The sequence below is a fragment of the Streptomyces sp. NPDC107500 genome (assembly GCF_055582785.1).
Window position 1 is genome coordinate 576361 of record NZ_JBVJPF010000004.1, and the last position, 22594, is coordinate 598954.

At 73.5% G+C, this 22594-nt stretch carries 24 protein-coding genes; 16 read left to right on the forward strand and 8 right to left on the reverse strand.

What is annotated here, in order from left to right; all coding sequences use genetic code 11:
* The first annotated feature begins 37 nt into the window (after positions 1 to 37).
* Positions 38 to 337 carry a DUF4235 domain-containing protein gene (locus tag ACZ67M_RS19130; protein WP_122615220.1) on the forward strand — a complete coding sequence of 100 codons (300 nt, stop codon included), beginning with the start codon at positions 38 to 40 and terminating at the stop codon, positions 335 to 337.
* Between the two features lie 82 nt (positions 338 to 419).
* Here ACZ67M_RS19130 and ACZ67M_RS19135 read toward each other — a convergent pair whose 3' ends face one another.
* Positions 420 to 815: a VOC family protein gene (locus ACZ67M_RS19135; protein ID WP_122615221.1), complete on the reverse strand. Its 396-nt coding sequence runs from the start codon at positions 813 to 815 to the stop codon at positions 420 to 422.
* A gap of 245 nt (positions 816 to 1060) precedes the next feature.
* Here ACZ67M_RS19135 and ACZ67M_RS19140 point away from each other — a divergent pair, with 245 nt between their 5' ends.
* Together ACZ67M_RS19140 and ACZ67M_RS19145 are read left to right on the forward strand one after the other, a co-directional pair.
* Positions 1061 to 2002, forward strand: coding sequence for an NADP-dependent oxidoreductase (locus tag ACZ67M_RS19140; protein ID WP_469851841.1), 942 nt, complete (start codon positions 1061 to 1063; stop codon positions 2000 to 2002).
* A 148-nt stretch (positions 2003 to 2150) separates the two neighbouring features.
* Positions 2151 to 2537 carry an anti-sigma factor antagonist gene (locus tag ACZ67M_RS19145; RefSeq protein WP_385796655.1) on the forward strand — a complete coding sequence of 129 codons (387 nt, stop codon included), beginning with the start codon at positions 2151 to 2153 and terminating at the stop codon, positions 2535 to 2537.
* Here the strand turns inward: ACZ67M_RS19145 and ACZ67M_RS19150 are convergent.
* Entirely contained in the window at positions 2503 to 3456 is a 954-nt protein-coding gene (locus tag ACZ67M_RS19150; RefSeq protein ID WP_469851843.1) for a ribose-phosphate diphosphokinase, read from the reverse strand. The two genes, ACZ67M_RS19145 and ACZ67M_RS19150, sit on opposite strands and share 35 nt — an antisense overlap.
* Before the next feature lie 209 nt (positions 3457 to 3665).
* On the opposite strand from ACZ67M_RS19150, the gene otr(A) reads away from it, so the two are divergent.
* From otr(A) to ACZ67M_RS19175, 5 genes are all read left to right on the forward strand, one after another.
* On the forward strand, positions 3666 to 5546 hold the full coding sequence (gene otr(A) / locus ACZ67M_RS19155) for a tetracycline resistance ribosomal protection protein Otr(A) (protein ID WP_469851844.1): 1881 nt from the start codon (positions 3666 to 3668) through the stop codon (positions 5544 to 5546).
* A gap of 109 nt (positions 5547 to 5655) precedes the next feature.
* Positions 5656 to 6339, forward strand: coding sequence for a DUF4230 domain-containing protein (locus ACZ67M_RS19160; protein ID WP_385796651.1), 684 nt, complete (start codon positions 5656 to 5658; stop codon positions 6337 to 6339).
* 120 nt (positions 6340 to 6459) lie between these two features.
* A complete protein-coding gene (locus tag ACZ67M_RS19165; protein WP_392017140.1) occupies positions 6460 to 7011 on the forward strand; it encodes a VanZ family protein in 552 nt (183 codons plus the stop codon).
* Between the two features lie 257 nt (positions 7012 to 7268).
* Positions 7269 to 7427 carry a hypothetical protein gene (locus tag ACZ67M_RS19170; protein ID WP_469851847.1) on the forward strand — a complete coding sequence of 53 codons (159 nt, stop codon included), beginning with the start codon at positions 7269 to 7271 and terminating at the stop codon, positions 7425 to 7427.
* Between the two features lie 301 nt (positions 7428 to 7728).
* Positions 7729 to 8973: a lectin gene (locus ACZ67M_RS19175; protein WP_469851849.1), complete on the forward strand. Its 1245-nt coding sequence runs from the start codon at positions 7729 to 7731 to the stop codon at positions 8971 to 8973.
* A gap of 27 nt (positions 8974 to 9000) precedes the next feature.
* On the opposite strand, the gene ACZ67M_RS19180 is transcribed toward ACZ67M_RS19175, so the two are convergent.
* Positions 9001 to 9237, reverse strand: coding sequence for a hypothetical protein (locus tag ACZ67M_RS19180; protein ID WP_161331518.1), 237 nt, complete (start codon positions 9235 to 9237; stop codon positions 9001 to 9003).
* 114 nt (positions 9238 to 9351) lie between these two features.
* On the opposite strand from ACZ67M_RS19180, the gene ACZ67M_RS19185 reads away from it, so the two are divergent.
* From ACZ67M_RS19185 to ACZ67M_RS19195, 3 genes are all read left to right on the forward strand, one after another.
* Positions 9352 to 10383, forward strand: a complete 1032-nt coding sequence (locus ACZ67M_RS19185; protein WP_469851850.1) for a PHP domain-containing protein — start codon at positions 9352 to 9354, stop codon at positions 10381 to 10383.
* A gap of 53 nt (positions 10384 to 10436) precedes the next feature.
* Positions 10437 to 11093: an HAD family hydrolase gene (locus ACZ67M_RS19190; protein ID WP_392017134.1), complete on the forward strand. Its 657-nt coding sequence runs from the start codon at positions 10437 to 10439 to the stop codon at positions 11091 to 11093.
* A 326-nt stretch (positions 11094 to 11419) separates the two neighbouring features.
* Positions 11420 to 12451: an SDR family oxidoreductase gene (locus ACZ67M_RS19195; protein ID WP_469851852.1), complete on the forward strand. Its 1032-nt coding sequence runs from the start codon at positions 11420 to 11422 to the stop codon at positions 12449 to 12451.
* 81 nt (positions 12452 to 12532) lie between these two features.
* Here ACZ67M_RS19195 and ACZ67M_RS19200 read toward each other — a convergent pair whose 3' ends face one another.
* Positions 12533 to 12859 (reverse strand): hypothetical protein, encoded by a 327-nt coding sequence (locus ACZ67M_RS19200; RefSeq protein WP_385796637.1) that lies wholly within the window; start codon positions 12857 to 12859, stop codon positions 12533 to 12535.
* Positions 12860 to 12929: 70 nt separating this feature from the next.
* Positions 12930 to 14219, reverse strand: a complete 1290-nt coding sequence (locus ACZ67M_RS19205) for an ROK family protein (RefSeq protein WP_469851854.1) — start codon at positions 14217 to 14219, stop codon at positions 12930 to 12932.
* A 212-nt stretch (positions 14220 to 14431) separates the two neighbouring features.
* On the opposite strand from ACZ67M_RS19205, the gene ACZ67M_RS19210 reads away from it, so the two are divergent.
* The 4 genes from ACZ67M_RS19210 to ACZ67M_RS19225 all read left to right on the forward strand — a co-directional run bounded on the left by ACZ67M_RS19210 (position 14432) and on the right by ACZ67M_RS19225 (position 18657).
* Positions 14432 to 14926 (forward strand): FBP domain-containing protein, encoded by a 495-nt coding sequence (locus ACZ67M_RS19210; RefSeq protein ID WP_361359534.1) that lies wholly within the window; start codon positions 14432 to 14434, stop codon positions 14924 to 14926.
* 128 nt (positions 14927 to 15054) lie between these two features.
* Positions 15055 to 16311, forward strand: a complete 1257-nt coding sequence (locus tag ACZ67M_RS19215; RefSeq protein WP_361359531.1) for an FUSC family protein — start codon at positions 15055 to 15057, stop codon at positions 16309 to 16311.
* A gap of 32 nt (positions 16312 to 16343) precedes the next feature.
* Complete coding sequence (locus tag ACZ67M_RS19220) at positions 16344 to 17390, forward strand: hypothetical protein (RefSeq protein ID WP_469851856.1); 1047 nt, start codon at positions 16344 to 16346, stop codon at positions 17388 to 17390.
* 52 nt (positions 17391 to 17442) lie between these two features.
* Positions 17443 to 18657, forward strand: coding sequence for a lactonase family protein (locus ACZ67M_RS19225; protein WP_469851858.1), 1215 nt, complete (start codon positions 17443 to 17445; stop codon positions 18655 to 18657).
* On the opposite strand, the gene ACZ67M_RS19230 is transcribed toward ACZ67M_RS19225, so the two are convergent.
* Positions 18625 to 19350: a DUF2470 domain-containing protein gene (locus ACZ67M_RS19230; protein ID WP_355833830.1), complete on the reverse strand. Its 726-nt coding sequence runs from the start codon at positions 19348 to 19350 to the stop codon at positions 18625 to 18627. The two genes, ACZ67M_RS19225 and ACZ67M_RS19230, sit on opposite strands and share 33 nt — an antisense overlap.
* 161 nt (positions 19351 to 19511) lie before the next feature.
* Positions 19512 to 20120, reverse strand: a complete 609-nt coding sequence (locus ACZ67M_RS19235; protein ID WP_122615239.1) for a TetR/AcrR family transcriptional regulator — start codon at positions 20118 to 20120, stop codon at positions 19512 to 19514.
* Between the two features lie 120 nt (positions 20121 to 20240).
* On the opposite strand from ACZ67M_RS19235, the gene ACZ67M_RS19240 reads away from it, so the two are divergent.
* Positions 20241 to 21797: a cytochrome P450 gene (locus tag ACZ67M_RS19240; RefSeq protein ID WP_392017121.1), complete on the forward strand. Its 1557-nt coding sequence runs from the start codon at positions 20241 to 20243 to the stop codon at positions 21795 to 21797.
* On the opposite strand, the gene ACZ67M_RS19245 is transcribed toward ACZ67M_RS19240, so the two are convergent.
* On the reverse strand, positions 21759 to 22589 hold the full coding sequence (locus ACZ67M_RS19245) for a pentapeptide repeat-containing protein (protein ID WP_392104155.1): 831 nt from the start codon (positions 22587 to 22589) through the stop codon (positions 21759 to 21761). The genes ACZ67M_RS19240 and ACZ67M_RS19245 overlap by 39 nt on opposite strands.
* Positions 22590 to 22594: the final 5 nt, after the last annotated feature.

Sequence of the window (22594 nt, forward strand, 5' to 3'; positions counted from 1 at the left end):
CGCAGACACCACGCACCCCACGCAAGGAGAGACACGCATGGCGAAGCCCAAGAAGAAGAAGCTCCCGCTCGCCTACAAGCCCGTCGGGTTCGCGCTCGGCTGGGTGGGCGGCACGCTGGCCGGGATGGCGTTCCAGAAGACCTGGAAGCTGATCCGGCACGAGGACGACGCGCCCGACGCGCTGGACCCGGACCGCGGCTGGGGCGAGATCCTGCTGGCCGCCGCGATCCAGGGCGCCATCTTCGCGGCGGTGCGCAGCGCCGTGGACCGTACGGGCGCCAAGGCCATCGAGCGCTCGACCGGTGTGTGGCCGGTCGACAAGGGCGGACGGGACTGACCGCGTCGCGGTCCCCTCGACCGCGTCGCGGTCAGTCCCCTCCTCCCCCGCTCCCCCCGCGACGGCGCCCGGCAGGCTGTGGTCAGCCCTGCTTGGGCGCCGTCGGCGCGGTGGCCAGGCGCACGGTGAAGGAGTGCCCAGCCGGGTCGGAGAAGCCGCGCTCCTCGTGCGGACCGGCCGGGTCCTTCGCCTCCACGGGGCGTCCGCCGAGCCCCACGATCGCGCGTTCGGCCTCGTCCAGCTCCGCCACCACGAAGTCCAGGTGGACCTGGAGGGAGTTCTCGGGACGGGGCCAGCTCGGCGGGGTCGCGTTGACGTCCCGCCGGAAGGCCATGCGGAAGCCGCGCGGGCCCTCGATCTCGACCCGGTTGGCGGTCGCCTCGGTCTCTTCCGCCCCCAGCAGGCCCTTGTAGAACTCGGCGAGCTTCTCGGGCTCGGCGCAGTCGAGTACCACGACGCCCGCGTTGACCGTTGCCATGTCTCCTCCGAAGGATTCCGGGCGCGGGGCCGACCTGCTCCGTGCCCTCTACCTAGCTGATATCCCGGCGGGACCGATTCAGTCGGCGACGGCGGGCTCCTGAGGCGGCGTCATGGCCGTACCGGGTCGGCACGTCCCCCTGCCTACCAGGGCATCCGGATGCCGCGCCGCCCCGGGAATGACACGATCTCGTCGGAGGTTGCAGACCGTGCCCCTGGAACCACTCCCCACTTGCGAGGTTCTCGATGAACACCATGCGCGCCATCGGCCAGGACGTCCTCGGCGGCCCCGAGGTCCTGAAGGAGGTACGGCCCCCGCGCCCCGAGCCGCGCCCGAACGAGGTGCTGGTGCGGGTGCGCGCCGCCGGAGTGAACCCGACCGACTGGAAGCACCGGGCGAACGGCGGCTTCCTCGGTGAGCCACCGTTCGTACTGGGCTGGGACGTCTCGGGCAGGGTGGAGGCGGTGGGGATCGGCGTGGCCGCCTTCGCGCCCGGTGACGAGGTCTTCGGCATGCTCTCGTACCCCTTCGGCCACGGCTCCCACGCGGAGTACGTCACCGCTCCCGCCCGCACGTTCACGCACAAGCCGGCCGGGATCGACCACGTCCAGGCGGGCGCGCTCCCCCTGGTCTCGCTGACGGCGTGGCAGGCGCTGGTGGAGCGGGCCGACGTCCGGCCGGGACAGCGGGTGCTGATCCACGCGGCGGCCGGCGGTGTGGGCCATGTGGCGGTACAGATCGCCAAGGCCCGGGGCGCCCATGTGATCGGCACCGCCAGCGCGGGCAAGCACGAGTTCCTGCGCTCCCTGGGGGCGGACGAGACCGTGGACTACCGGGAGACGGACTTCACCGAGGCGGTGAAGGACGTGGACGTCGTGCTGGACACGATCGGCGGCGACACGTCCCTGCGGTCGCTGCGCGTACTGCGCCCCGGCGGGGTGGTGGTCTCGATCCTGCCGGTCGGGTCGGACGAGTTCTTCGAGGAGGCCGAGCGGCTCGGCGTGCGCGCGGTGCGGATGCTGGTGGACGCCGACCGGGCCGACATGGAGGCGATCGCGTCCCTGGTCGAGGCGGGGAAGCTGAGGGCGACGATCGAGAAGACGTTCCCGCTGGCCGAGGCGGCCGAGGCGCACGCGCTCGGAGAGACCGGCCGCACCACGGGCAAGATCGTTCTCGTTGTCGACTGATCGACCCGGCTGTGAGATTTCGATGACATATGTCAATCGAACATGCTCAGATTCGCTCGATCGGGGTAACTTTTCGTGCGGGCTGGCTGGTTGAGCCCTCCGGAAGCAGGCCGGAAGCAGGTCCCGGAACAACCTGGAGGCAAGTTTCGTGCGGCAGGAATCGGCGTCGCCCACCCGGCATCTGCGCGTGCGCCACGACCGGGGGCACACGGTGCTGGAGTTCCACGGCGAGATCGACATCGCGTCGGCCGCGGAAATCACGCCCCACCTGGACCGGGAGACCCGGCGCCCCGGCGCCCGGGTCGTCCTGGACCTCGGCGGGATCGAGTTCTTCGACTGCTCCGGCCTGCGGCTGCTCCACCGGGCCCGCGGCCAGGTGCTCGACGGGGGCGGACAGGTCCACCTGGTCTGCGCCCACCCGCTCACCCTGCGGATGCTGCGGATCACCGGCCTGACCCGGCTGCTGCCGCCCCGGCGGACGCTGGACGAGGTGCTGGGCGTCAGCCTGCCGGCCGCGCGTCGAACAGGGCGCTGACCGACTCACCGTTGTGGATGCGGCGCACGGCCTCGGCGAGTGCCGGGGCGATGGACAGGATCCGCAGCTTGTCCGTGTGGTCGTCGGCGGGCACCGGCACGGTGTTGGTGCACACGATCTCCAGCACCTCCGGCTGCTCGCTGAGCCGCCCCAGCGCACCGGCCGCGAACAGCCCGTGCGTACAGGCGAGGCGGATGGTGCGCGGACCCGACTCCCGGAGCCGGTCCAGGAGTTCCAGCACCGTGCTGCCCTTGGCGATCTCGTCGTCGAGCACGATGACGTCGCGCCCGGCGACGTCCCCGATCACGGCGCTGATGCTGACCCGGTCGTCGGCGTACCGCTGCTTGGCGCCGGCCGCCACCTGGGCGCCGAGCATCCGGGCGAACGCGGCGGCCTCCTTGGCGTTGCCCAGGTCCGGCGAGACGACGGTGGTGCGGGACAGGTCGTACTGCCGGAAGTGCGCGGCCAGTTCCCGCAGTGCGTGCAGGTGGTCGACCGGGACCGGGAAGAAGCCGTGCACCTGGGGCGAGTGCAGGGTCATCGCGAGGACCCGGCCCGCGCCGGCCGCGACCAGCAGGTCGGCGACCAGGCGGCCGCCCAGGGAGATGCGCGGGGCGTCCTTCTTGTCGGAGCGGGCGTAGGAGTAGTGCGGCATGACGACCGTGATGCGGCCGGCCGACGCGCCGCGGGCCGCGTCGCACATCAGCAGCAGCTCGACCAGATGCTCCTGGACCGGCTTGACCAGCGGCTGGACCAGGAAGACGTCCCGCTCCCGGCAGTTGGCCAGGAGCTGCACCTCCAGGCAGTCGTTGGCGAACCGGCTGACCCGGGTGGGGCTGAGCGGCACCCCCAGCTGTGCGCAGACCTCCTCGGCCAGCACGGGATGGGCACTACCGCTGAACACGGCGATGTCTCGCACGGCCCGCTCCTCGCGTGATCCTGTCCGGCCGGGATCCTCAGCTTACGGAAATCCGGTTGCGCCGGCCCGGGCAGCCGACGGCATGATGGCGCCGTCCGTTGTTCTCCCAGGTCCCTGGGACCTCTCAGGTCAGGATCCCCGCATGCGCCGACTCCTCGGAATCCCCCAGTGCCCCTTCCGGCCCACGGTTCCCGAGGACGCGACCGCTCATGCACCCCACGCACACCCTGAACATCGGCATTCTGGCCCACGTCGACGCCGGTAAGACCAGCCTCACCGAACGGCTGCTCTTCGACCACGGCGCGGTCGACCGGCTCGGCAGCGTCGACGCCGGTGACACCCGTACGGACGACGGCGGCATCGAGCGCCGCCGCGGCATCACCATCCGCTCCGCCGTCGCGGCCTTCACCGTCGGCGACACGCAGGTCAACCTGATCGACACCCCGGGACACTCCGACTTCGTCGCCGAGGTCGAGCGGGCCCTGGAGGTGCTCGACGGCGCGGTACTGCTGCTCTCCGCCGTGGAGGGCGTGCAGGCGCGCACCCGCGTGCTGCTGCGCACCCTGCGGCGGCTGCGGCTGCCCACGCTCGTGTTCGTCAACAAGGTCGACCGGGCCGGGGCGCGACCCGAGGGCCTGCTCGACGACGTGCGGCGCCTGCTGACTCCGCACGTCGCGCCGCTGACGGCGGTGACGGGCGCGGGCACCGCCGGCGCCCGGGTGGTGGCCCGCCCGCCGGACGAGCGGACCGCCGAGGCGCTCGCCGAGGTCGATCCGGACATCCTGGCGGCCCTGGTGGACGGTCCCGGGCCGACGCCGCACGATCTCGCCACCGCCCTCGCCGCCCGCACCGCCGACGGCTCCTTCCACCCGCTGTACCACGGCTCCGCGCTCGGCGGTCAGGGCGTGGCCGAGCTGGTCGAGGGCCTGGTCTCACTGGTCCCGGCGGCCGCCGCACCGGCACCGGCCGCCTCCGCGGCGCCGCGCGGCACGGTCTTCGCCGTTCGCCCGGAGCCCGGCGGCGGGCGGACGGCGTACCTGCGCCTCTACGACGGTGAGGTGCGCCCGCGCGGGCGGCTGACGTTCCTGCGGCGCGAGGCCGACGGCCGGACCACCGAAGTCTCCGGCCGGGTGACCCGCCTCGACGTCGTCGGCGGGGGCGCCACGCTCACCGCCGGGAACATCGCCGCGCTCACCGTGCCGGGCGGCCTGCGCGTCGGCGACCGGCTCGGCGACCTCACCGACCGCGCGCCGCAGTTCGCGGCGCCGACGCTGGAGACCCTGGTCCGGGCGCGGCGCCCGGAGCAGGCGGCGCCGCTGCGCTCCGCGCTGCTCGCGCTGGCCGACCAGGACCCGCTGCTGCACGCCCGCCCGGCGGCGTCCGGCACGACGGCGCTGCTGCTGTACGGCGAGGTCCAGATGGAGGTGCTGGCGGCGACGCTGGCCGAGGACTTCGGTGTCGAGGCGGAGTTCACGCCCGGCCGGGTGCGGTTCCTGGAGCGCCCGGCCGGGACGGGTGAGGCGGCGGAGGAGATGCCGTGGCTCGACCACACCCGGTACTGGGCGACGGTCGGACTGCGGGTCGAACCGGGTCCGCGCGGCTCGGGCGTGGTGTTCACCCACGAGACGGAGCTGGGCGCACTTCCCCGCGCCTTCCACCAGGCGGTGGAGGAGACCGTCCACGCCACGCTGCTGACCGGACCGGCCGGGGCGGCGGTCACGGACTGCCGGGTGACGCTGATCCGCTCCGGTTTCAGCTCGCCGGTCAGCACCGCCGCCGACTTCCGCGGGCTGACGCCGATCGTGCTGCGCCGCGCCCTGCGCCGGGCGGGGACCGTGCTCTACGAGCCGTACCACGCCTTCGAGGCGGAGATCCCGCCGGACGCGCTGGCCGCCGTGACGGCCCGGCTCGCCGCGCTGGGCGCCGACTTCACCGGCACGACGGGCGGCGACCCCGCCTGGATCCTCACCGGCGAGCTGCCGGCCCGGCGGGTCCGGGAGGCCGAACTGCGACTGCCGGGACTCACCCACGGGGAGGCGGTGTGGTCGTCCCGTCCGTGCACGGACCGCCCGCTGAAGCGGCGGCCCTGAGCCGCCGTACGCCCCGCCGTGCACCCGTCCCCGGTCCGCGTCCGCCAACTGTTCTGTCTGGCCGGGGAGATGGGGGGCATCAGGGTCAGTAGGAAGGAGGGCCGTCGCCATGACGACTCCCGTCAAGAATCCCACGCGTCCCGTCGAGAGGCCCGCGAGGCGCATGCCCGGCTGGGCGAAGGTGCTGACCGCGGTCGTGGTGGTCCTCGCCGTGCTGTTCGCGGGGCTCCGGCTGAGCGTCATTCCGGGCCTGAACGACCTGTTCGGCACCGAGACCAAGGACCGCTCGGGCCCCGCGCTGCTCAAGTCCATCCAGGACATCAGCCATTACGAGGCAGCCTCCGGCAACTTCCAGGTCGTCGTGGACCTGGAGAAGGACACCAAGTTCCTGCCCGACGCCGTCCGCGGCTCCCGCACCCTGTACGTCGGGGCGGGCACCGTCGACGCCTACGTCGACCTCGGGAAGGTGGGCGAGGACGACGTGACGGTCAACGAGGACCGGACGTCGGCCACGCTGCGGCTGCCGCACGCCGCGCTCGGCGAGCCGGCCCTGGACCCCGACCGCTCGTACGCGGTGTCCAAGCAGCGCGGACTCCTCGACCGCCTCGGCGACCTGTTCTCGGACAACCCGAACAGCGAGCAGGCCGTGCAGAAGCTCGCGGCCCGGCACATCGGTGACGCCGCCAAGGAGAGCGAGCTGAAGACCCGAGCCGAGAGCAACACCACGGCGATGCTCCAGGGTCTGCTGCGCTCCCTGGGCTTCAAGGAAGTACGGGTGGCCTACGGCACCTGAGCGTTCTCCCTCACCGAGGAGTGAGCGAGAACGGGAGGACCGCCGAACCGTCGGGCATCCCCGGCGGTTCGGCGGGTAATAGCTCCGCCACGCGGGGATGTTGACTCTTGGAGGAATGAAATGGCTCGTGTCGCCTCAGGGCTGCGTTTCCCTTCGCGTCCCCGTGCCGACAAGGCGCGGGCGGACGCCGGGCAGCCGGAACGCCGGCCGCTCCCGCTTCCGTTGCGCCTGCTCGCGACGCTGTGCGCCTTCGTGTTCATGGTGGCGTTCGCCGTGGTGCTGGCCCGGCTGACACTGAACCCCTCCCCCGCGTCGGAGGCGCTGACCCACACCAACCTGCGTCCCGGGGATTCGCTGCGGGCCTACCTGGACCAGCCGGCGCTCAGGGACGCGGTGAAGCAGGTCGGCGGGAACATCCTGCTCGGCGTGCCGTTCGGCGTGCTCGTCCCGGTCGTCGCCCCGCGCACCCGGGGCCTGCTGAAAGTGCTGCTGCTGACCGCGGTGGTGATGCTGCTGGTGGAGTTCGCGCAGGGCGCCCTGGTCACGGGCCGGGCCTTCGACATCGACGACGTCATTCTCAACACCAGCGGCGCGCTGCTCGGTTACCTGCTGCTGGGCCGGCGGATGAGCCGCGCGGTGCACGCGCGCAAGGCCCGGAAGGCGCACACGTGAAAGCACCACGGCACCCTGCTCGCCGTCGAGGCGGCCGGCCTCTCCCACCCGTACCCCGAGGCGTGCACCGGACTCGTGCGTGACCACCGGCGTCGACGTCACACCGTGGCCCGACACGAAGGGGCGGGCGGTCCTCGCGCACCGCGGCGAAGTCACACGCAAGCGGTCCCTGGTTCTACGCTGGAGCTGAAGCATCCGCACGAAGTGCTCCGTGGGGACACGGGGTCCGGCACCGGCGAAGCAGCCCGAGGAGAGCCGTGCACCAGCTCGCGGCGATGGCGATCTACCTGCCCGACTCGGGCGGCCTGCCTCCGTGGGTGGGGATCGTCCTGGGCGCCGCGGTCGTCACGGTGACCGGCCTGCGGGTGTACCGGCTTTGGCGGTCGTGGCGGCGACGCCGCCCGCGCCGGCGGTGAGTCCGCCCCCGGCCGGGGGGAGCCACGGGTGGGCATTGAGCCGGGGGCGGTGAGGGTCACAGGGAGGAACCCTCACCCGGACTTCCCGGCGGCCTGCCGGGGCGGACGCGGGGCGCGGCGGGATTCACCCGTGTGAGTGACCTGGCTCGCGGCGGGTCGACAGCCGCTCCGCGTTCTTTCACATTTGGTCCGTACCAATGTATTGACCACCCCTTATCTCACTACTTGAATCAAGAGGCGACACCTCAACCCCCCACCTCGGTCGGCGCCCCCTCCCCGGCGCCGTACGGAAGGGAGAGCCGTGGTCCGTCCACGCCTGCTCCGCAGATGTCTCCTCGCCGCCGCCCTCTCCGCGGGCCTCGCCGCGTCCCTCGTGTCGGGCCCCGCTCAGGCGGAACCCGATTCCCGTGCCGCCGACGCCGCGGCCGCCGCCGTGACGTTCTCCGACACCTTCGACGGCCCGGCCGGTTCGGCGGTCGACTCCTCGAAGTGGCAGATCGAGACCGGCGACAACGTCAACAACCACGAACGGCAGTACTACACCGCGGGCAACCGGAACGCCGCGCTGAACGGCCAGGGCCAGCTGGTCATCACCGCCCGCAAGGAGAACCCCGCCAACTACCAGTGCTGGTACGGCACCTGCCAGTACACCTCGGCCCGCCTCAACACCTCGGGCAAGTTCACGGCGCAGTACGGACATGTCGAGGCCCGGATGAAGGTGCCGCGCGGGCAGGGCATGTGGCCGGCGTTCTGGATGCTCGGCACCCCGGTGAACTGGCCGGACTCCGGCGAGATCGACATCATGGAGAACGTCGGATTCGAACCCTCGACCGTGCACGGCACGATCCACGGCCCCGGCTACTCGGGCGCCGGCGGCATCGGCGCCGGCTACAGCCTGCCGGGCGGCCAGGCCTTCGCGGACGGCTTCCACACCTTCGCGGTCGACTGGGCACCCGACTCGATCACCTGGTCGGTGGACGGCAACGTCTACCAGCGGCGCACCCCGGCCGACCTGGGCGGGAAGCAGTGGGTGTTCAACCGGCCGTACTTCCTGATCCTCAACCTGGCGGTCGGCGGCTACTGGCCCGGCGACCCGGACGCCTCCACGGTCTTCCCGCAGTCGCTGGTGGTGGACCACGTGTCGGTGACGACGAGCGACTCCGGCACCGGCGGCGCGATCCGCGGTCTGGCCGGCAAGTGCGTGGACGTCGCCGCGGCGGGGACCGCCAACGGCACCCCCGTACAGCTCTACGACTGCAACGGCACCGCCGCGCAGCGGTGGACGGTCGGCTCCGACGGCACGATCCGGGCGCTGGGCAAGTGCCTGGACGTCAACGCGGGCGGCACGGCGGACGGCACGGTGGTCCAGCTGTGGGACTGCAACGGCAGTGCCGCGCAGCGATGGGTCGTCACCGGCGCCCGGGACATCGTCAATCCACAGGCCGACAAGTGCCTCGACGTCACCGGCAACAACGCGGCCAACGGCACCCGGCTGCAGATCTGGACCTGCTCGGGCGGGGCGAACCAGAAGTGGACGGTGGGCTGAGCGGCCCCGAGCGTGCGGGGGCGAGTCCTAGTGCACCGTCCAGGTGAACTTGTCCCCGCCCACCCAGCGGACCACGTCCGGGTCGTCGAGGTCGTGGACCGTGATGCCGAAGGCCGCCGCGGCCTCCAGTACGTCGGTGACGGCCCTGGCCTCACCGACGACCTGGCCGTCGATCTCCACGATCCGGAACGGAGGCGTGCCCGGCTGCACCCGGAGCACGAGGATCCGCGGAGCGCCGATGTGCGGGCTGTCGATTTCGGTCATGCCTAGAGGGTAGGCCGCAACGCGCGGGAGCGAGGTTCGGACCGGCCCGGGGTGCGGGTCCCGGGACGCTGGGGAACCCTGGACGTGCGGAGGAGGTCGCGGGAGGAGGTGCCGATGGATCCCGTCGAGGCACTGGAGCGCATCGCGTTCCTCCTGGAGCGCTCCCAGGCGCCCACCTACCGGGTCCGCGCGTTCCGCACCGCCGCCCGGGTGCTCGGCGGGCTGAGCGCCGACGAGCTGCGCGAGCGGGCCGGGTCGCTGGAGTCGATGAAGGGCATCGGCCCCAAGACGGCGCAGGTGGCACGCGAGGCGCTGGCCGGGCGGACGCCCGGCTACCTGGAGAAGCTGGAGAGCGAGCCGGAGGCCCCGCGCGCGGAGGGCGGCGAGGCGCTGCGGGAACTGCTGCGCGGCGACTGCCATCTGCACTCCGACTGGTCCGACGGCGGCAGCCCGATCGAGGAGATGGGCCGCACCGCCGCCGCGCTCGGCCACGCGTGGGCGGCGCTGACCGACCACTCGCCACGGCTGACGGTGGCGCGCGGGCTCTCCCCCGAGCGGCTGCGCGAGCAGCTGGACGTGGTGGCCGGGCTGAACGAGACGTGGGCGCCGTTCCGGCTGCTGACCGGCATCGAGTGCGACATCCTCGAGGACGGTTCGCTGGACCAGGAGCCGGAGCTGCTGGAGCGGCTCGACGTGGTGGTGGTGTCCGTGCACTCCAAGCTGCGGATGGACGCCCGCGGCATGACCCGCCGCATGGTGAAGGCCGTGCGCGACCCGCACGCGGACATCCTCGGGCACTGCACCGGGCGGCTGCTGAGCGGGCGGGGCCGGCCCGAGTCGGAGTTCGACGCGGACGAGGTCTTCGCCGCGTGCGCGGAGTCCGGCACCGCCGTGGAGATCAACAGCCGGCCCGAGCGCCTCGATCCCCCGCGGCGGCTGCTGCGCCGGGCGGTGGCGGCGGGGGTGCTGTTCTCGGTCGACACCGACGCGCACGCGCCCGGCCAGCTGGACTGGCAGATCAACGGGTGCGCGCGGGCGGAGGAGTGCGGGGTGCCGCCCGAACGGGTCGTCACCACGTGGTCCCTGGACGACCTGCTGGCCTGGACGCGGGAGGGCCGTACGCCGTCCGGCGTGGCCGGCGGGTGACGTGGTACCCGGCGGACGGCCGGTGACCGCCGCCGGCCGGAGAGCGAGGGCGCATGGACCGCGCAGCGGTGTTCGACGTCGACGGGACCCTCGTCGACACCAATCATCTGCACGTCGTCTCCTGGTGGGAGGCGTTCCGGCAGGCCGGCCACGAGGTGTCGATGCACGCCCTGCACCGGGCCGTCGGGCTGCCCTCCTCGGACCTCGTGGGGCGGCTGCTGGGCGAGGACCGGGACAGGGACCGGGACGCGGAGCTGAGCGCCGCGCACAAGGCGCTCTACGGACAGTACTTCGACCGCCTGCCCGCGCTGCCGGACGCCGGGAGGCTGCTGCGCCGCCTGGCCGGCGACGGCTGGACGGTGGTGCTCGCCACCTCCGCCGGCGGCCCGGAGCTGGGTGCGCTGCGGCGGGCGATCGACGCGGACGACGCGATCGCGGCCACCGCGAGCGCGGACGACGTGGAGGAGGGCAAACCGTCGCCGGAGCCGGTCGAGCACGCCCTGGAGCTGGCCGGGGTGCCCGCGGAGCGTGCGGTCTTCGTGGGCGACACGGTGTGGGACATGCGCGCCGGCAGCCGCGCCGGGGTGCGCTGCGTGGCGGTGCTCTGCGGCGGTCTGCCCCGCGCCGACCTGGAGGAGGCGGGCGCCGACGCCGTCTACGCCGATCCGGCCGGCCTGCTGGCCTCCCTGGACCGGAGCCCGCTCGCCTGAGGGAACGGCGTGACTCACCTCACCCCCGGGAGGGCCCGGACGGAGGAACACCGGACGCCCCTGTCCCGTTGCAGAGGGCGTGGGTACGGATGAGACAGTGTCCCCGGGCCTCACCTATTGCCCACAGGGACGATCGTTCGGCTGAAGCCCTGTGGAGCCCTTCGCCGAGAGGCGACCGCCATCCGTACCCCCCTCAGAGCCGCCCCGGCCGTGATTCCCCCGTCGCGGTCGGGGCTTCCTTCTGTCCGCGCCCGGGTCCCGGGTGCCTTTGCGGCGCGCTGGGTACCCGGTGGCCTCGTACGGCGAACGGCCGGGAGGAGCGCAGGGTGAGCGGCGGAACGGGCAGCAGGATCGTGGTCACGGGTGCGACCGGCAACGTGGGCACCAGCGTGGTGAAGCTTCTGTCGGAGGATCCGGAGGTGGGGTCCGTCCTGGGGCTGGCCCGGCGGATCCCCGGGTGGTCGCCGGAGCGGACGGAGTGGGCCGCGGTCGACCTGGCCTCGGACCGGGCCGACCTGGGCGCGCACTTCGCGGGCGCGGACGCGGTGGTGCACCTGGCCTGGGCCTTCCAGCCGACGCACGACCCGGCGACGACCTGGCGCACGAACGTCCTCGGCTCCATCCGGGTCTTCGAGGCGGTGGCCGCCGCCGGGGTGCCGGCGCTGGTGCACGCCTCGTCGGTGGGAGCGTACTCACCGGGTCCGAAGGACCGCGCGGTGGACGAGTCGTGGCCGACGCACGGCTGGCCGGACGCCGCGTACTGCCGGGAGAAGGCCTACCTGGAACGCACCCTCGACATCTTCGAGCGGGACCACCCGGGGATCAGGGTGGTGCGGATGCGGCCCGCGTTCCTGTTCAAGCGCGAGTCGGCCAGTGAGCAGCGCCGGATCTTCGGCGGCAGGTTCCTGCCCGGCCCGGCGGCCCGACCCGGTGCGCTGCCTTTCCTGCCGGACGTCCCCGGTCTGCGGGTGCAGGCGCTGCACACCGACGACGCGGCCCACGCCTATCGGCTGGCGGTGCACTCCGAGGACGCGCGGGGTCCCTACAACCTCGCCGCGGAGCCGGTCGTGGACGCGGAGGTGCTGGGCGGGATGTTCGGTGCGCGTCCGGTCCGGCTGCCCCGGACCGCGGCCCGTTCGGCGATCGCCGCCGCGTGGGGGCTGCGGCTGCTGCCGGCGTCGCCGCACCTGTTCGACGCGGTGCTGCGGCTGCCGCTGATGGACTGCACGCGGGCGCGGGTGGAGCTGGGCTGGCGCGCGACGCGTTCGGCCACGGAGGTGCTGGAGGAGTTCCTGGGCGGCCTGCGCGAGGGCGCGGGCGCGGACACGGCGCCGATGCGGGGGCGCAAGGTCGGCTGAGCGGAGCCCGCCCCGTGGGGCGCGGCACGCTTCAGGGGGCGGGCACCCGGCCCGCCCCCTGATCCGTCTTCGTGCGCGCCGTCAGCCGGAGGACTCGTCGGGCACCGGGTGCTCCGGGTGGACGGCGGCCGAGTGCGGCGCGCCCTGGCGGCCGGTTCCGGCCTCGTCCGTGTCGGGGACGTCGTCGGCCGGTTCGGCCGCGTCCTCGCCACTCTCCTCGCCGCCGGTCCCGGTGTCCTCGTCGCGGCCGGCCGGGTCCGCCGGGTCCCCCTGAAGGTGCTCACGCTGCTCGCGGGTGGGCGCGGCCGCCTCCCACGGGTCGTCGCCGGTTCCGGCTTGCTGGTCCGGCAGGTCCCGGGGAACGGGGGCGCCGTCCTCGCCCGGACCCTCCTGGCGGTGGTCGGTCACTGCGCGCTCCTTCCGGTGGTGCTCCTGCGTGTCCGACCGCACCGGGTACCCCGCGCGACCTCGCGTAACCTCAGTGCGGCGACCGCTCCTCCAAGGCCGTACGCCAGGCGGGGACCGGGTATTCGGGTGCCGGCTCCGGGCGTCGGCCGCCGCGCGCGAAGAAGTCGGCCAGGGGCAGGATCGCGGCACCCACGGTGACGGCGTCCGGGCCGAGCCGCCCCAGGTCGACCGTCACCTTCTGGGCCGGGTGGCGCAGCGCGTACGACACGGCGTGGCGGCGGACGGCGGGCAGGAAGCGGGTGCCGAGCTGGAGGCCGGCCCAGCCGCCGATGAGGATGCGCTCGGGCTGGAAGAGGTTGATCAGGTCGGACAGGCCGGCGCCCAGGTACTCGGCGGTCTCCTCCAGGACGGCGAGCGCGACCGGGTCGGCCGCCTCGCCCTCCGGCGGATAGGCGGCGGCGAGCATGGTGGTCAGGGCGGTCTCCTCGTCGGCGCCCCCGGGCACCGAGCCGCCCTCCTCCCGCCAGCGGGCCAGCAGCGACTCGGCGCCCGCGTACGCCTCCAGGCAGCCGAGCGCGCCGCAGCGGCAGCGGCGTCCCCTGACCCGGACCGTCAGGTGCCCCCATTCGACCGCCCGGCCCTGCTCGACCTCGGGCGTGACGAGGCTGGCGCCGACACCGGACCCGAAGAGGACGACGACCGCGTTGCGGGCACCGCGTCCGGCGCCGAACCACATCTCGGCCTGGCCCAGGGTCTTGGCGCCGTTGTCGATGAAATGGGGAACGGTGTCGGGCAGCGGGGACCCGGCGCGCAGCAGTGCCTCCAGCGGGACCGCGTCCCAGCCGATGGTCTGGCCGTGCACCACGGCGCCGCGGTCCTGGGTGTGCTCGACGATGCCGGGGACACCGATCCCGGCGCCGAGCAGCCGCTCGGGCGGGAGACCGGCCGCGGCCAGCACCTCGGCGATGCCGTCGCGGATGTGGCCGACGATGACCTCGACGTCGTAGCCCTGCTGGGTCAGCGGGCGTTCGGCGCGGGCGAGTTCGGTGAGCGTCAGGTCGAACAGTTCGACGCGGACCCGGGTCTCGCCGACGTCCACGCCGATCATGTGGCCGCTGGCGGGGGCCACCCGCAGCAGGGTGCGGGGCCTGCCGCCGTCGGAGTCGACGCTGCCGGCCTCCTCCACCAGGCCGTCGGCGACGAGGTCGGCGACGACGTTGCTGACGGAGCCGGAGCTGAGTCCGGTCGCCGGGCCCAGTTCGAAGCGGCTGAGCGGTCCGTCGAAGTAGAGCCGCTGGAGTACGGCCGTACGGTTGGCCCTTCTCAGGTCGCGCACCGTGCGCCCGTTCCGCCCCGCCATGTGGCTCCTTCCGTACCGTGCCCGGTGTGCAACATACCTCTGACGTGCGGCAGCACGCGACTTCCCTCTGCCCTTAATTCATGCTATGAAATCCCGCCCGCCGAAATACGATGGCCCTTTCCCTGGCGACTATCTACGCTAGGCGAAAACCTAGGGCATCTAGGTTTGGCCATCCAGGTCTTCCACGCCGGCAACCGAAGGGGAGGCTCCCCATGAGAGCACTCGTCGAGCAGGACATCCGCACCTCTTTCATCAACTGCTCCAAGGGAGAGGCCAAGCGCCTGCCGCTCCCGCGCGATCTCGGCGAACGCCCCTGGGACGATCTCGACTTCCTCGGCTGGCGGGATCCCGGGGCACCGGACCGCAGTTATCTGGTCGCGGACCTGGACGGACGGCTGACCGGCCTGTCGCTGCGGTTCCAGCAGGCCCGGGCCGGATACTTCCAGCGCAGCCTGTGCGCGCTGTGCCTGACCACCCATCCCCGGGGCGGCGTGTCGCTGATGACGGCACGCAGGGCCGGGGCGGCCGGACGCGAGGGCAACTCGGTCGGCCTGTACATGTGCACCGACCTGGCCTGCTCGCTGTACCTGCGGGGCAGGAAGGTGTCGCAGAGCGGCGCCCGTTTCGAGGAGAGCCTCTCCCTGGAGGAGCAGATCGAGCGGACCGTGGGAAATCTGTCCGCCTTCCTCGCCAAGGTGACCGCCTGACGAGCGCGGCACCACGCCGCGGACGCATGCCTCCGTACGGCGCGTAAGAACCACTCCCATCCCCTTTGTCCGGTTACCGTCCTGTCCGGAACACGTTCGAGGCGCCCGGGGAAGGGAACAGCCCGAGGATGCGTGATGTACGGGAGGCCGCGAAGTCGGCTCTGCGGCGGGTGAAGTGGCTCAGGGACCCCGTGGTCGTGCAGGCCCTCCGTTCGGCCGCCGCGGCCTCGATCGCCTATGTCATCGCCGTGCGGCTGAGCCCGGACAAGTCGGCGGCACCGCTCACCGCTCCCCTGACCGCGCTCCTGGTCGTCCAGGTCACGCTGTACGCCACGCTCAAGATGAGCTTCCGCAGGGTGAACGCCGTGGTGGCCGGCGTGCTGATCGCCATCGCCTTCAGCCAGTTGGTCGGGCTGAGCTGGTGGAGCCTGGCCCTGCTGATCGTGGCGGCGCTGGGCGCCGGGCACCTGGTGCGGGCGCACGAGTTCACGGCCGAGGTGGCGATCAGCGCGATGCTGGTGCTCGGCGTGACCTCGCACGGCAGTCTCGCGTGGGCCCGGGTGGTGGAGACCCTGATCGGGGCGATCGTCGGACTGGCCTTCAACCTGATCCTCGCCCCTCCGGTGTGGGTGGAGCAGGCGGGCGAGTCCATCGAGGAACTGGCCCGGCGGGTGCGCCAGCTGATGCTGCGAATGGGCGAGGAGGCCGCCGACAGCACGCCGTTCCACGAGGCGGCGGCCCGGCTGCACGAGGCGCGCCGGCTCGACCACGACATCGGGGAGGTGGACGAGGACCTGCGGCAGGCCGAGGACAGTCTGCGGTTCAACCCCCGGGTGCGGGAGGGGCTGCTGCACCGGGTGGTGCTGCGTACCGGTCTGGACACGCTGGAGATCTGCACGGTGGTCATGCGGGTCCTCGCGCGCAGTTTCACCGACCTCGCGAAGGAACGTGAGCCCGAGCCCCTGTTCCCGCCGGAGACGGGCGCCACCATCCAGCAACTGCTGTCCGAGATCGCCGACGCCGTGGTGAGCTTCGCGGTGCTGGTCACCACCAGCGCCAGCGAGAACGCCGAGTCCGCGGAGGAACGCCTCTCCAGCGAGCTGCGCCAGGCGGCGGCCACCCGCGACCGGCTGGCCGAACTGCTCCTGGAAGAGGTCAGGCGCGATTCCCGGCAGTGGCAGCTGCGGGGCGCGGTGCTGGCCGAGGTCGACCGGATCATCGACGAGATGGACACCGAGCACCGCTCGCGGCGCCTCCTGGAGGAGCTGGACCGGCACACGCGCGAACTGCGTGAACGCATGCCTCGGCTGACCCGGCTGCGGGACCGGGGACGGGCGGTGCTGCGGAAACGGAACCGGAGCGGCGCCGCGCGGCGTTCCCCTTGAGGAAGAGCGGACGACGACGAGGGGGCGTACGGATGACCGACACCAGCGTGCGGATCGACGGGAACCGGCTGCTGCTGCCGGGCGGGGCCGTGGTGCGGTTCATCCGCACCCTGCGGCTGCCCGAGCAGGGCACCCATCCACTGCCGCCCGGGCTCGGCGAGTTCCCGGTCCGCCGCGTCGCCGACTACGCGGACACGGTCCCCGAGTCCTGGCGGGCCCGCGGCGGCGTGATGCTGCCGGTGTACCTGCGGGAGGCCATGTGGCTGAGTTTCGCTGGCACGCGGGAGCCCACCGCGCTCCAGGTCGGGGTGGGCAAGGTGTGCGCGGTCTCGGGCAGGCCCTGGAGCGGCCGGCTGTCCCACGATCCGCAGAACTACGTGGTCCTGCCGCGCCAGCCCTGGCTGGACGGCATCAACTCCGGGACGGGCACCGTGCGGCAGTTCGTGGCGGTGCCGCTCGGCATGGGGGCGACCGTCGAGGGCCAGGTCACCGGCGAGGAGGTCTGGGGCGGGGTCCAGTTGCAGGACTTCCGTCTCAACGACCGGGAACGGGAGCGGTGGCTGGAGGCGGAGCGGCGGCGCGCCGAGTTCGCGCGCCGGGCGGCCCCTCCGGGTGGCGCCTTCGGGGCGGCCATGCCGGCTCCGGCCGCCCCCGGCGCGGCCGCCGCCTACGGGGGCGCGGCCAGGTCCCGGTCCGCGCCCGCGATGGGGCTGGGCGTCGGCGGGTCCATGCGCCAGGAGGTGTACCGGGACGAACGGCCGCTGGAACACTGGGCCGACAGCCCGGCGGGCCGGGTCTTCGTGCACCTGGTCACGCCGCCGCAATGGCGTCGGATCACGGGCGAGGAGCCGCCGCCGTCCCCGGTGGACCGGGCCGCGTACACACAGGCGGGCCTGCCCTGGTACGACTACTACGACCAGGACGCCCACGACCTCGCGCCCACCGAGCCGTTGCGGGACGTCCAACCGGTCGGCGAGTGGCTCGGGGACGACCACGAGCCGTGGCAGGCACCGGGGCAGCAGCAGGTGCGCCCGCTGAAGGACGCGCAGGGCAAGCCGGTGGAGGACGGGGACTGGTAAGAGGCGGCAGGCCGGTGGGAGAGCCACGGGGAACGAGGCGAGGAGCGGGTGCGTGAGCGGTGACGGCTGGAGCAGGCGGCGGTTCGTCGGGCTGCTCGCCCGGACGGCCGGTGCGGGGGCGGTGCTGCCCGTGGCGGCGGGGTGCGGCGGCGCGCCCGACCCGTCGTCACCGGCGTCCTCCCCGACGCCCACGGCGCCGGGCGCGAGCGCGGGCGCGTCGGGCCGGCAGGGAGACTCCACCGGCCCGCGCCCGCTGTACATCGGCACGTACACCTCGGCCGAAGGCGGCGGCAAGGGCGTCGGCCTCGCCGAGTACGACCCCCGCACCGGGCGGATCACCGGCCGTGGCGTCCTCACCGGCGTCGGCGATCCCTCGTATCTCGCGGCGCATCCCGACGGGCGGACCCTGTACGCGGTGAGTGAGCGCGAGGAGGGAGCGGTGACCGCCGTCCGGCTGTCCGACCGGACGGTCCTGGGCAGCCGGAGCACCGGCGGCGCCGCGCCCTGTCATCTGTCCGTGCATCCGGGCGGGCGCTGGCTGCTCAGCGCCAACTACGGTTCGGGCAGTGTCGCCGTGCACCCGATCGACGCCTCGGGCGCGCTCGGGGAGCGCACCGACCTGGTGGCCCACTCCACTCCCCCGCCCGGCCCCGGACAACAGGGGCCGCACGCGCACCAGATCGTCACCGCTCCCGACGGTGGCCATGTGCTCGCGGTGGACCTCGGCACGGACACCGTCTACACGTACCGGCTGGACGAGGCGTCGGGCAGGCTCACCGAGGTCGCGCGGGCCCGGACCCGGCCGGGTGCCGGACCCCGCCACCTGACCTTCCACCCCGGCGGCCGCCACGCCTACCTCGCCAACGAGGTCGACGACACGGTCACGGTCTGCGCCTACGACCCCGGGACGGGGCGGCTGACCGTCGGCGAGGCGCAGTCCACGGGCACGGGTTCCGGCACCAATCACCCGGCGCAGATCCTGGTGACGGCCGACGGCTCGCACGCCTTCCTCGCCAACCGGGGGCACAACAGCCTCACGCGCTACGCGGTGGAGGCGGACGGCGCCCGGCTGCGGCTGCTCGGCACGGTGCCGGTGGGCGGCGACTTCCCGCGGCAGATCGCCTTCTCCCCGGACGGCGGGCTGCTCTTCGCGGCGAACCAGAGATCCGGCACCGTCAGCGTCTTCCGCGTGTCCGAGGGCGGTGAACTGCGTTCCGCCGGGGAGCCGTTCGCCTCACCCGTCGCCGTCTGTGCGCTGCCGCTGTAGGGCCCGGGGGCAGGAGGCGGCGCTCGCCTGCGACAGCAGCACGTGCACCCGCTCCGTGAGCTGCCCGATGTCGTCGGCCGGCGCGTGGAAGGGCAGGCGTACGTCGCCGTGGGCGCGGGCGCGCTCGATACGCAGGGTCAGCCCGTGCCGGTCGACGGCGAGCGGCCGCACCCGGACCGCACCGTGCAGGCTGTCGGCCTCGACGAGCCGGGTCAGCCGCTCCACCGCGTCGCCGTGGCAGTCGGCGAGGTGGGTCAGCAGCCGGGCCTCGGCCAGCGCCAGCGGGTCGGGCTCGGCGGCGGCGAACTCGTCGAGGTCGACCACCACCGAACCGGACGGCCGCCGCAGCACCACCCGTGTGGGCCGGAAGGCCAAGTGCCCGTCCGCGACGGCGAACCACCCGGCGAGCCAGAGCCGGGCCCTGATCCGGCCCCGCACCGGGACGGGCGCCACGTCGGCGAACTCCAGTACGGCGGACGGCTCTCCGCGCGGCGCGCAGATCGCCGCCCCCAGCAGGGCGCTGTCCTCGGGCACGTGCAGGAACACCTGGCCGTCGTCGCCGACCGTGTGCGCGCCGACGAACTCCTCGCGGCCGCCTTCCGCGGTCACCGCGCAGGACCAGGCGGCGGCGAGTACGGAGCGGGCCTGCTCCGCCGCGGCAGGCGCGGCCGTCCAGGCGTGGCTGTCACCCATCCTCAACCTCCGTCATCAATTCATTAGGTAAGGCTCACCTAACCTATCGGACTTCGAGACGTGCGCCAACCAGGACGCGTGATCTTTGCGAGACCTTTTCAGCGCGCCGGACGGCGCACGTCGGCGACCCGGGGGCGCGTTCCGAAGTGCAACGCGGGCGCTCAGGGGGCGATGGCGCCGAGCAGCGCCCGCGCGCACAGGTCGCGCACCTGCTCCCGGGCGGGCTCCGGATCCCGCAGCCACTCCAGGCAGACCGCGGTGGTGAACGCCAGCCAGCCGCGCACTGCGAGCCGCACGTCGCCGCGCTCCTCGAAGGCCGGGCCGAACTCCGGGTCGGCGGCCAGGGCCGCGAGGATCTGCCGCTCCTGCGCGGCGAGCGCCTGCCGGTAGACCCGGCGCACCGCCTGGTCGCCGGTCGCGTCGGCGCGATGGAAGGCGCGGTAGCCGTGCGCGTGGGCGCGGACGTACTCCAGGTACGCGTCGAGCCCCGCGGTGAGCTGCTCGCGGACCGGGACCCCCGGTACGGCCGCCGTCATCCGCAGCATGCGCTCGCTCTCGCGTTCGACGACCGCCGCGAAGAAATCCCGCTTGTTCGGGAAGTAGTGGTACAGCAGCCCGCGGGAGACCCCGGCGATCTCGGCGACCTGCTCGATCCAGACCTCGTCGTACGGGCTCTCCGAGAACAGCCGCGCCCCCACCGACAGCAACTGCTCCCGGCGCTCGCCGGTGCTGAGCCGGCGGCGTGTGCGCTCGCCCTGTTTCGCGGCCATGTCCGCACCTTACTTGACGCCGGTTCAACAACGGGACGAGACTGGGAGCCGCTATTGAATCCATGTACAACAGGCTTGCCCCAGGTGGGCAACACGCCGCCGCGTCAAGGGAGATCGCGCATGGCCCGGACGACGAACGAGACGGCCCGGGACGGCCTGCCCAAGGGCTTCCGCAGCGCCGAGCTGGGCTGGCCCGAACTGCGCCGCATACCCCGCCCGCCGTACCGCGTCCCCCTGCTGGGGGACGTGATCGGGGCGAGCCGGCGCACGCCGATGCAGGACTCGCTGCGGTACGCGCGGCAGCTGGGGCCGATCTTCCGGCGGCGGGCCTTCGGCAAGGAGTTCGTGTTCGTGTGGGGCGCCGGGCTCGCCGCCGACCTGGCGGACGAGTCGCGCTTCGCCAAGCATGTGGGGCTCGGCGTGGCCAACCTGCGGCCGGTTGCGGGGGACGGCCTGTTCACGGCGTACAACCACGAGCCCAACTGGCAGCTCGCGCACGACGTGCTGGCGCCCGGCTTCAGCCGCGAGGCCATGGCCGGGTACCACGTTATGATGCTGGACGTGGCCTCACGGCTCACCGACCACTGGGACCGGGCCCGGGCCGCGGGACGGGCGGTGGACGTGCCGGGCGACATGACCAAGCTGACGCTGGAGACCATCGCGCGCACCGGGTTCGGGCACGACTTCGGGTCATTCGAGCGCTCCCGCCCGCATCCCTTCGTCTCCGCGATGGTGGGCACGCTCACCTACGCGCAGCGCCTCAACACGGTGCCCGCGCCGCTCGCCCCCTGGCTGCTGCGCGACGCGAGCCGCCGCAACGCCGCCGACATCGCCCACCTCAACCGCACCGTGGACGACCTCGTCCGCGAACGCCGGGCCGCGGCGGGCGGCGAGGGCGACCTGCTCGACCGGATGCTGGAGACGACCCATCCCGTCACCGGTGAGCGGCTGTCGGCGGAGAACGTCCGCCGGCAGGTCATCACCTTCCTCGTCGCCGGGCACGAGACCACCTCGGGCGCGCTCTCCTTCGCCCTGCACTACCTCGCCCAGCACCCCGACGTCGCCGCCCGGGTCCGGGACGAGGTGGACCGCGTCTGGGGCGGCACCGAGGCACCCGGCTACGAGCAGGTGGCCAGGCTGCGCTACACGCGCCGGGTGCTGGACGAGTCGCTGCGGCTGTGGCCGACCGCCCCCGCCTTCGCGCGGGAGGCCCGCGAGGACACGGTGCTGGGCGACGCCCACCCGATGCGGCGCGGGGCCTGGGCGCTGGTGCTCACCGGGATGCTGCACCGCGACCCCGACGTGTGGGGCCCGGACGCCGAGCGCTTCGACCCGGACCGCTTCGACGCGAAGGCCGTACGGTCGCGTGCCCCGCACACCTTCAAGCCGTTCGGGACGGGGGCGCGGGCCTGCATCGGGCGGCAGTTCGCGCTGCACGAGGCGACGCTGGTCCTGGGCCTTCTGCTGCGCCGCTACGAGCTGCGGCCCGAGCCCGGTTACCGGCTGCGGGTGACCGAGCGGCTCACGCTGATGCCGGAGGGGCTGCGGCTGCGACTGGAGCGGCGCACCGCGTCCGGCGGTCCCGGCCCGGCGCCGGAGGACGGCGCCCGCACCGCGGACGACGCCGGGGACGCCGCGTCAGCGGCCCGCTGTCCAGTGCACCGGGCGGGTGACTGAGTCCGGCAGCCTGGTTCCGGCACCGCCCCGGGCCGCGGTGAGCTGCGGCTGGGTCAGGAAGAAGGCTCCCGTCAGGTCCGCGTCGGTCAGGTCGGCGTCGCGCAGGTCCGCGCCGATCAGGTCGGCGCCCCGCAGGTCCGCGCCGGTGAGGTCGGCGGCGATGAGGTAGGCGCCGCGCAGATCGGCCCCGGCGAGGTCGGCGCCCCTGAGGCGGGCGCCCATCAGGTCGGCGTTGCGGCGGTTCTTCTTGCGGCCGCGGGTGCCGGACCGCACCAGTTCGCTGGTGCGCAGCAGGAGCGCGTTGACCCGCTGCCGGTGCGCGGCGACGTCGAGGGCCGCCAGTTCCCCGGGGGTCCCGTCGGTGAGCCGCTCGGTGTCGGCCAGGGCGCGGCGCAGGTCGGGGTGGACCGGGCGGGCGGCCGGCAGGGTGAGCGCCTCGGTCAGGTACCAGAGCAGTTCGTGCAGTTGGCGGACGACCGGGAAGACGTCGAAGACGAGGCGGGCGCGCTCCGGCGGGCCGGTGCGCCAGTCCTGTCCCCCGAAGGTGACCTGCGAGACCTGCTGCCCGGCGCCGAAGCAGTCGTAGACCGTGCAGCCGTTGAAGCCGCGGTCCCGCAGCTCGGCGTGGATGCCGCAGCGGTGGTCGGTGCCGAGGTTCGGGCAGGGCTTCCCCGCGTCCTTGTCGATGGCGAAGTCCGCCGAGCGGGCGAACGGGAGGGCCACGCAGCACAGACCGAAGCACTGCCCGCAGTCGGCGCGCAGCGCGGCCCGGTCCACCGTGTGTTCTCGCATGTCAC

Bases quoted from the DNA above. Each gene is read 5' to 3' on its own strand.
- ACZ67M_RS19235 (WP_122615239.1), bottom strand. From the start codon at position 20,120: ATGGCCGCGAAACAGGGCGAGCGCACACGCCGCCGGCTCAGCACCGGC.
- ACZ67M_RS19140 (WP_469851841.1), top strand. From the start codon at position 1,061: ATGAACACCATGCGCGCCATCGGCCAGGACGTCCTCGGCGGCCCCGAG.
- ACZ67M_RS19180 (WP_161331518.1), bottom strand. From the start codon at position 9,237: ATGACCGAAATCGACAGCCCGCACATCGGCGCTCCGCGGATCCTCGTG.
- ACZ67M_RS19185 (WP_469851850.1), top strand. From the start codon at position 9,352: ATGGATCCCGTCGAGGCACTGGAGCGCATCGCGTTCCTCCTGGAGCGC.
- ACZ67M_RS19220 (WP_469851856.1), top strand. From the start codon at position 16,344: ATGACCGACACCAGCGTGCGGATCGACGGGAACCGGCTGCTGCTGCCG.
- ACZ67M_RS19165 (WP_392017140.1), top strand. From the start codon at position 6,460: ATGGCTCGTGTCGCCTCAGGGCTGCGTTTCCCTTCGCGTCCCCGTGCC.
- ACZ67M_RS19130 (WP_122615220.1), top strand. From the start codon at position 38: ATGGCGAAGCCCAAGAAGAAGAAGCTCCCGCTCGCCTACAAGCCCGTC.
- ACZ67M_RS19215 (WP_361359531.1), top strand. From the start codon at position 15,055: ATGCGTGATGTACGGGAGGCCGCGAAGTCGGCTCTGCGGCGGGTGAAG.
- ACZ67M_RS19230 (WP_355833830.1), bottom strand. From the start codon at position 19,350: ATGGGTGACAGCCACGCCTGGACGGCCGCGCCTGCCGCGGCGGAGCAG.
- ACZ67M_RS19190 (WP_392017134.1), top strand. From the start codon at position 10,437: ATGGACCGCGCAGCGGTGTTCGACGTCGACGGGACCCTCGTCGACACC.
- ACZ67M_RS19160 (WP_385796651.1), top strand. From the start codon at position 5,656: ATGACGACTCCCGTCAAGAATCCCACGCGTCCCGTCGAGAGGCCCGCG.
- ACZ67M_RS19135 (WP_122615221.1), bottom strand. From the start codon at position 815: ATGGCAACGGTCAACGCGGGCGTCGTGGTACTCGACTGCGCCGAGCCC.
- ACZ67M_RS19205 (WP_469851854.1), bottom strand. From the start codon at position 14,219: ATGGCGGGGCGGAACGGGCGCACGGTGCGCGACCTGAGAAGGGCCAAC.
- ACZ67M_RS19240 (WP_392017121.1), top strand. From the start codon at position 20,241: ATGGCCCGGACGACGAACGAGACGGCCCGGGACGGCCTGCCCAAGGGC.
- ACZ67M_RS19210 (WP_361359534.1), top strand. From the start codon at position 14,432: ATGAGAGCACTCGTCGAGCAGGACATCCGCACCTCTTTCATCAACTGC.
- ACZ67M_RS19245 (WP_392104155.1), bottom strand. From the start codon at position 22,589: ATGCGAGAACACACGGTGGACCGGGCCGCGCTGCGCGCCGACTGCGGG.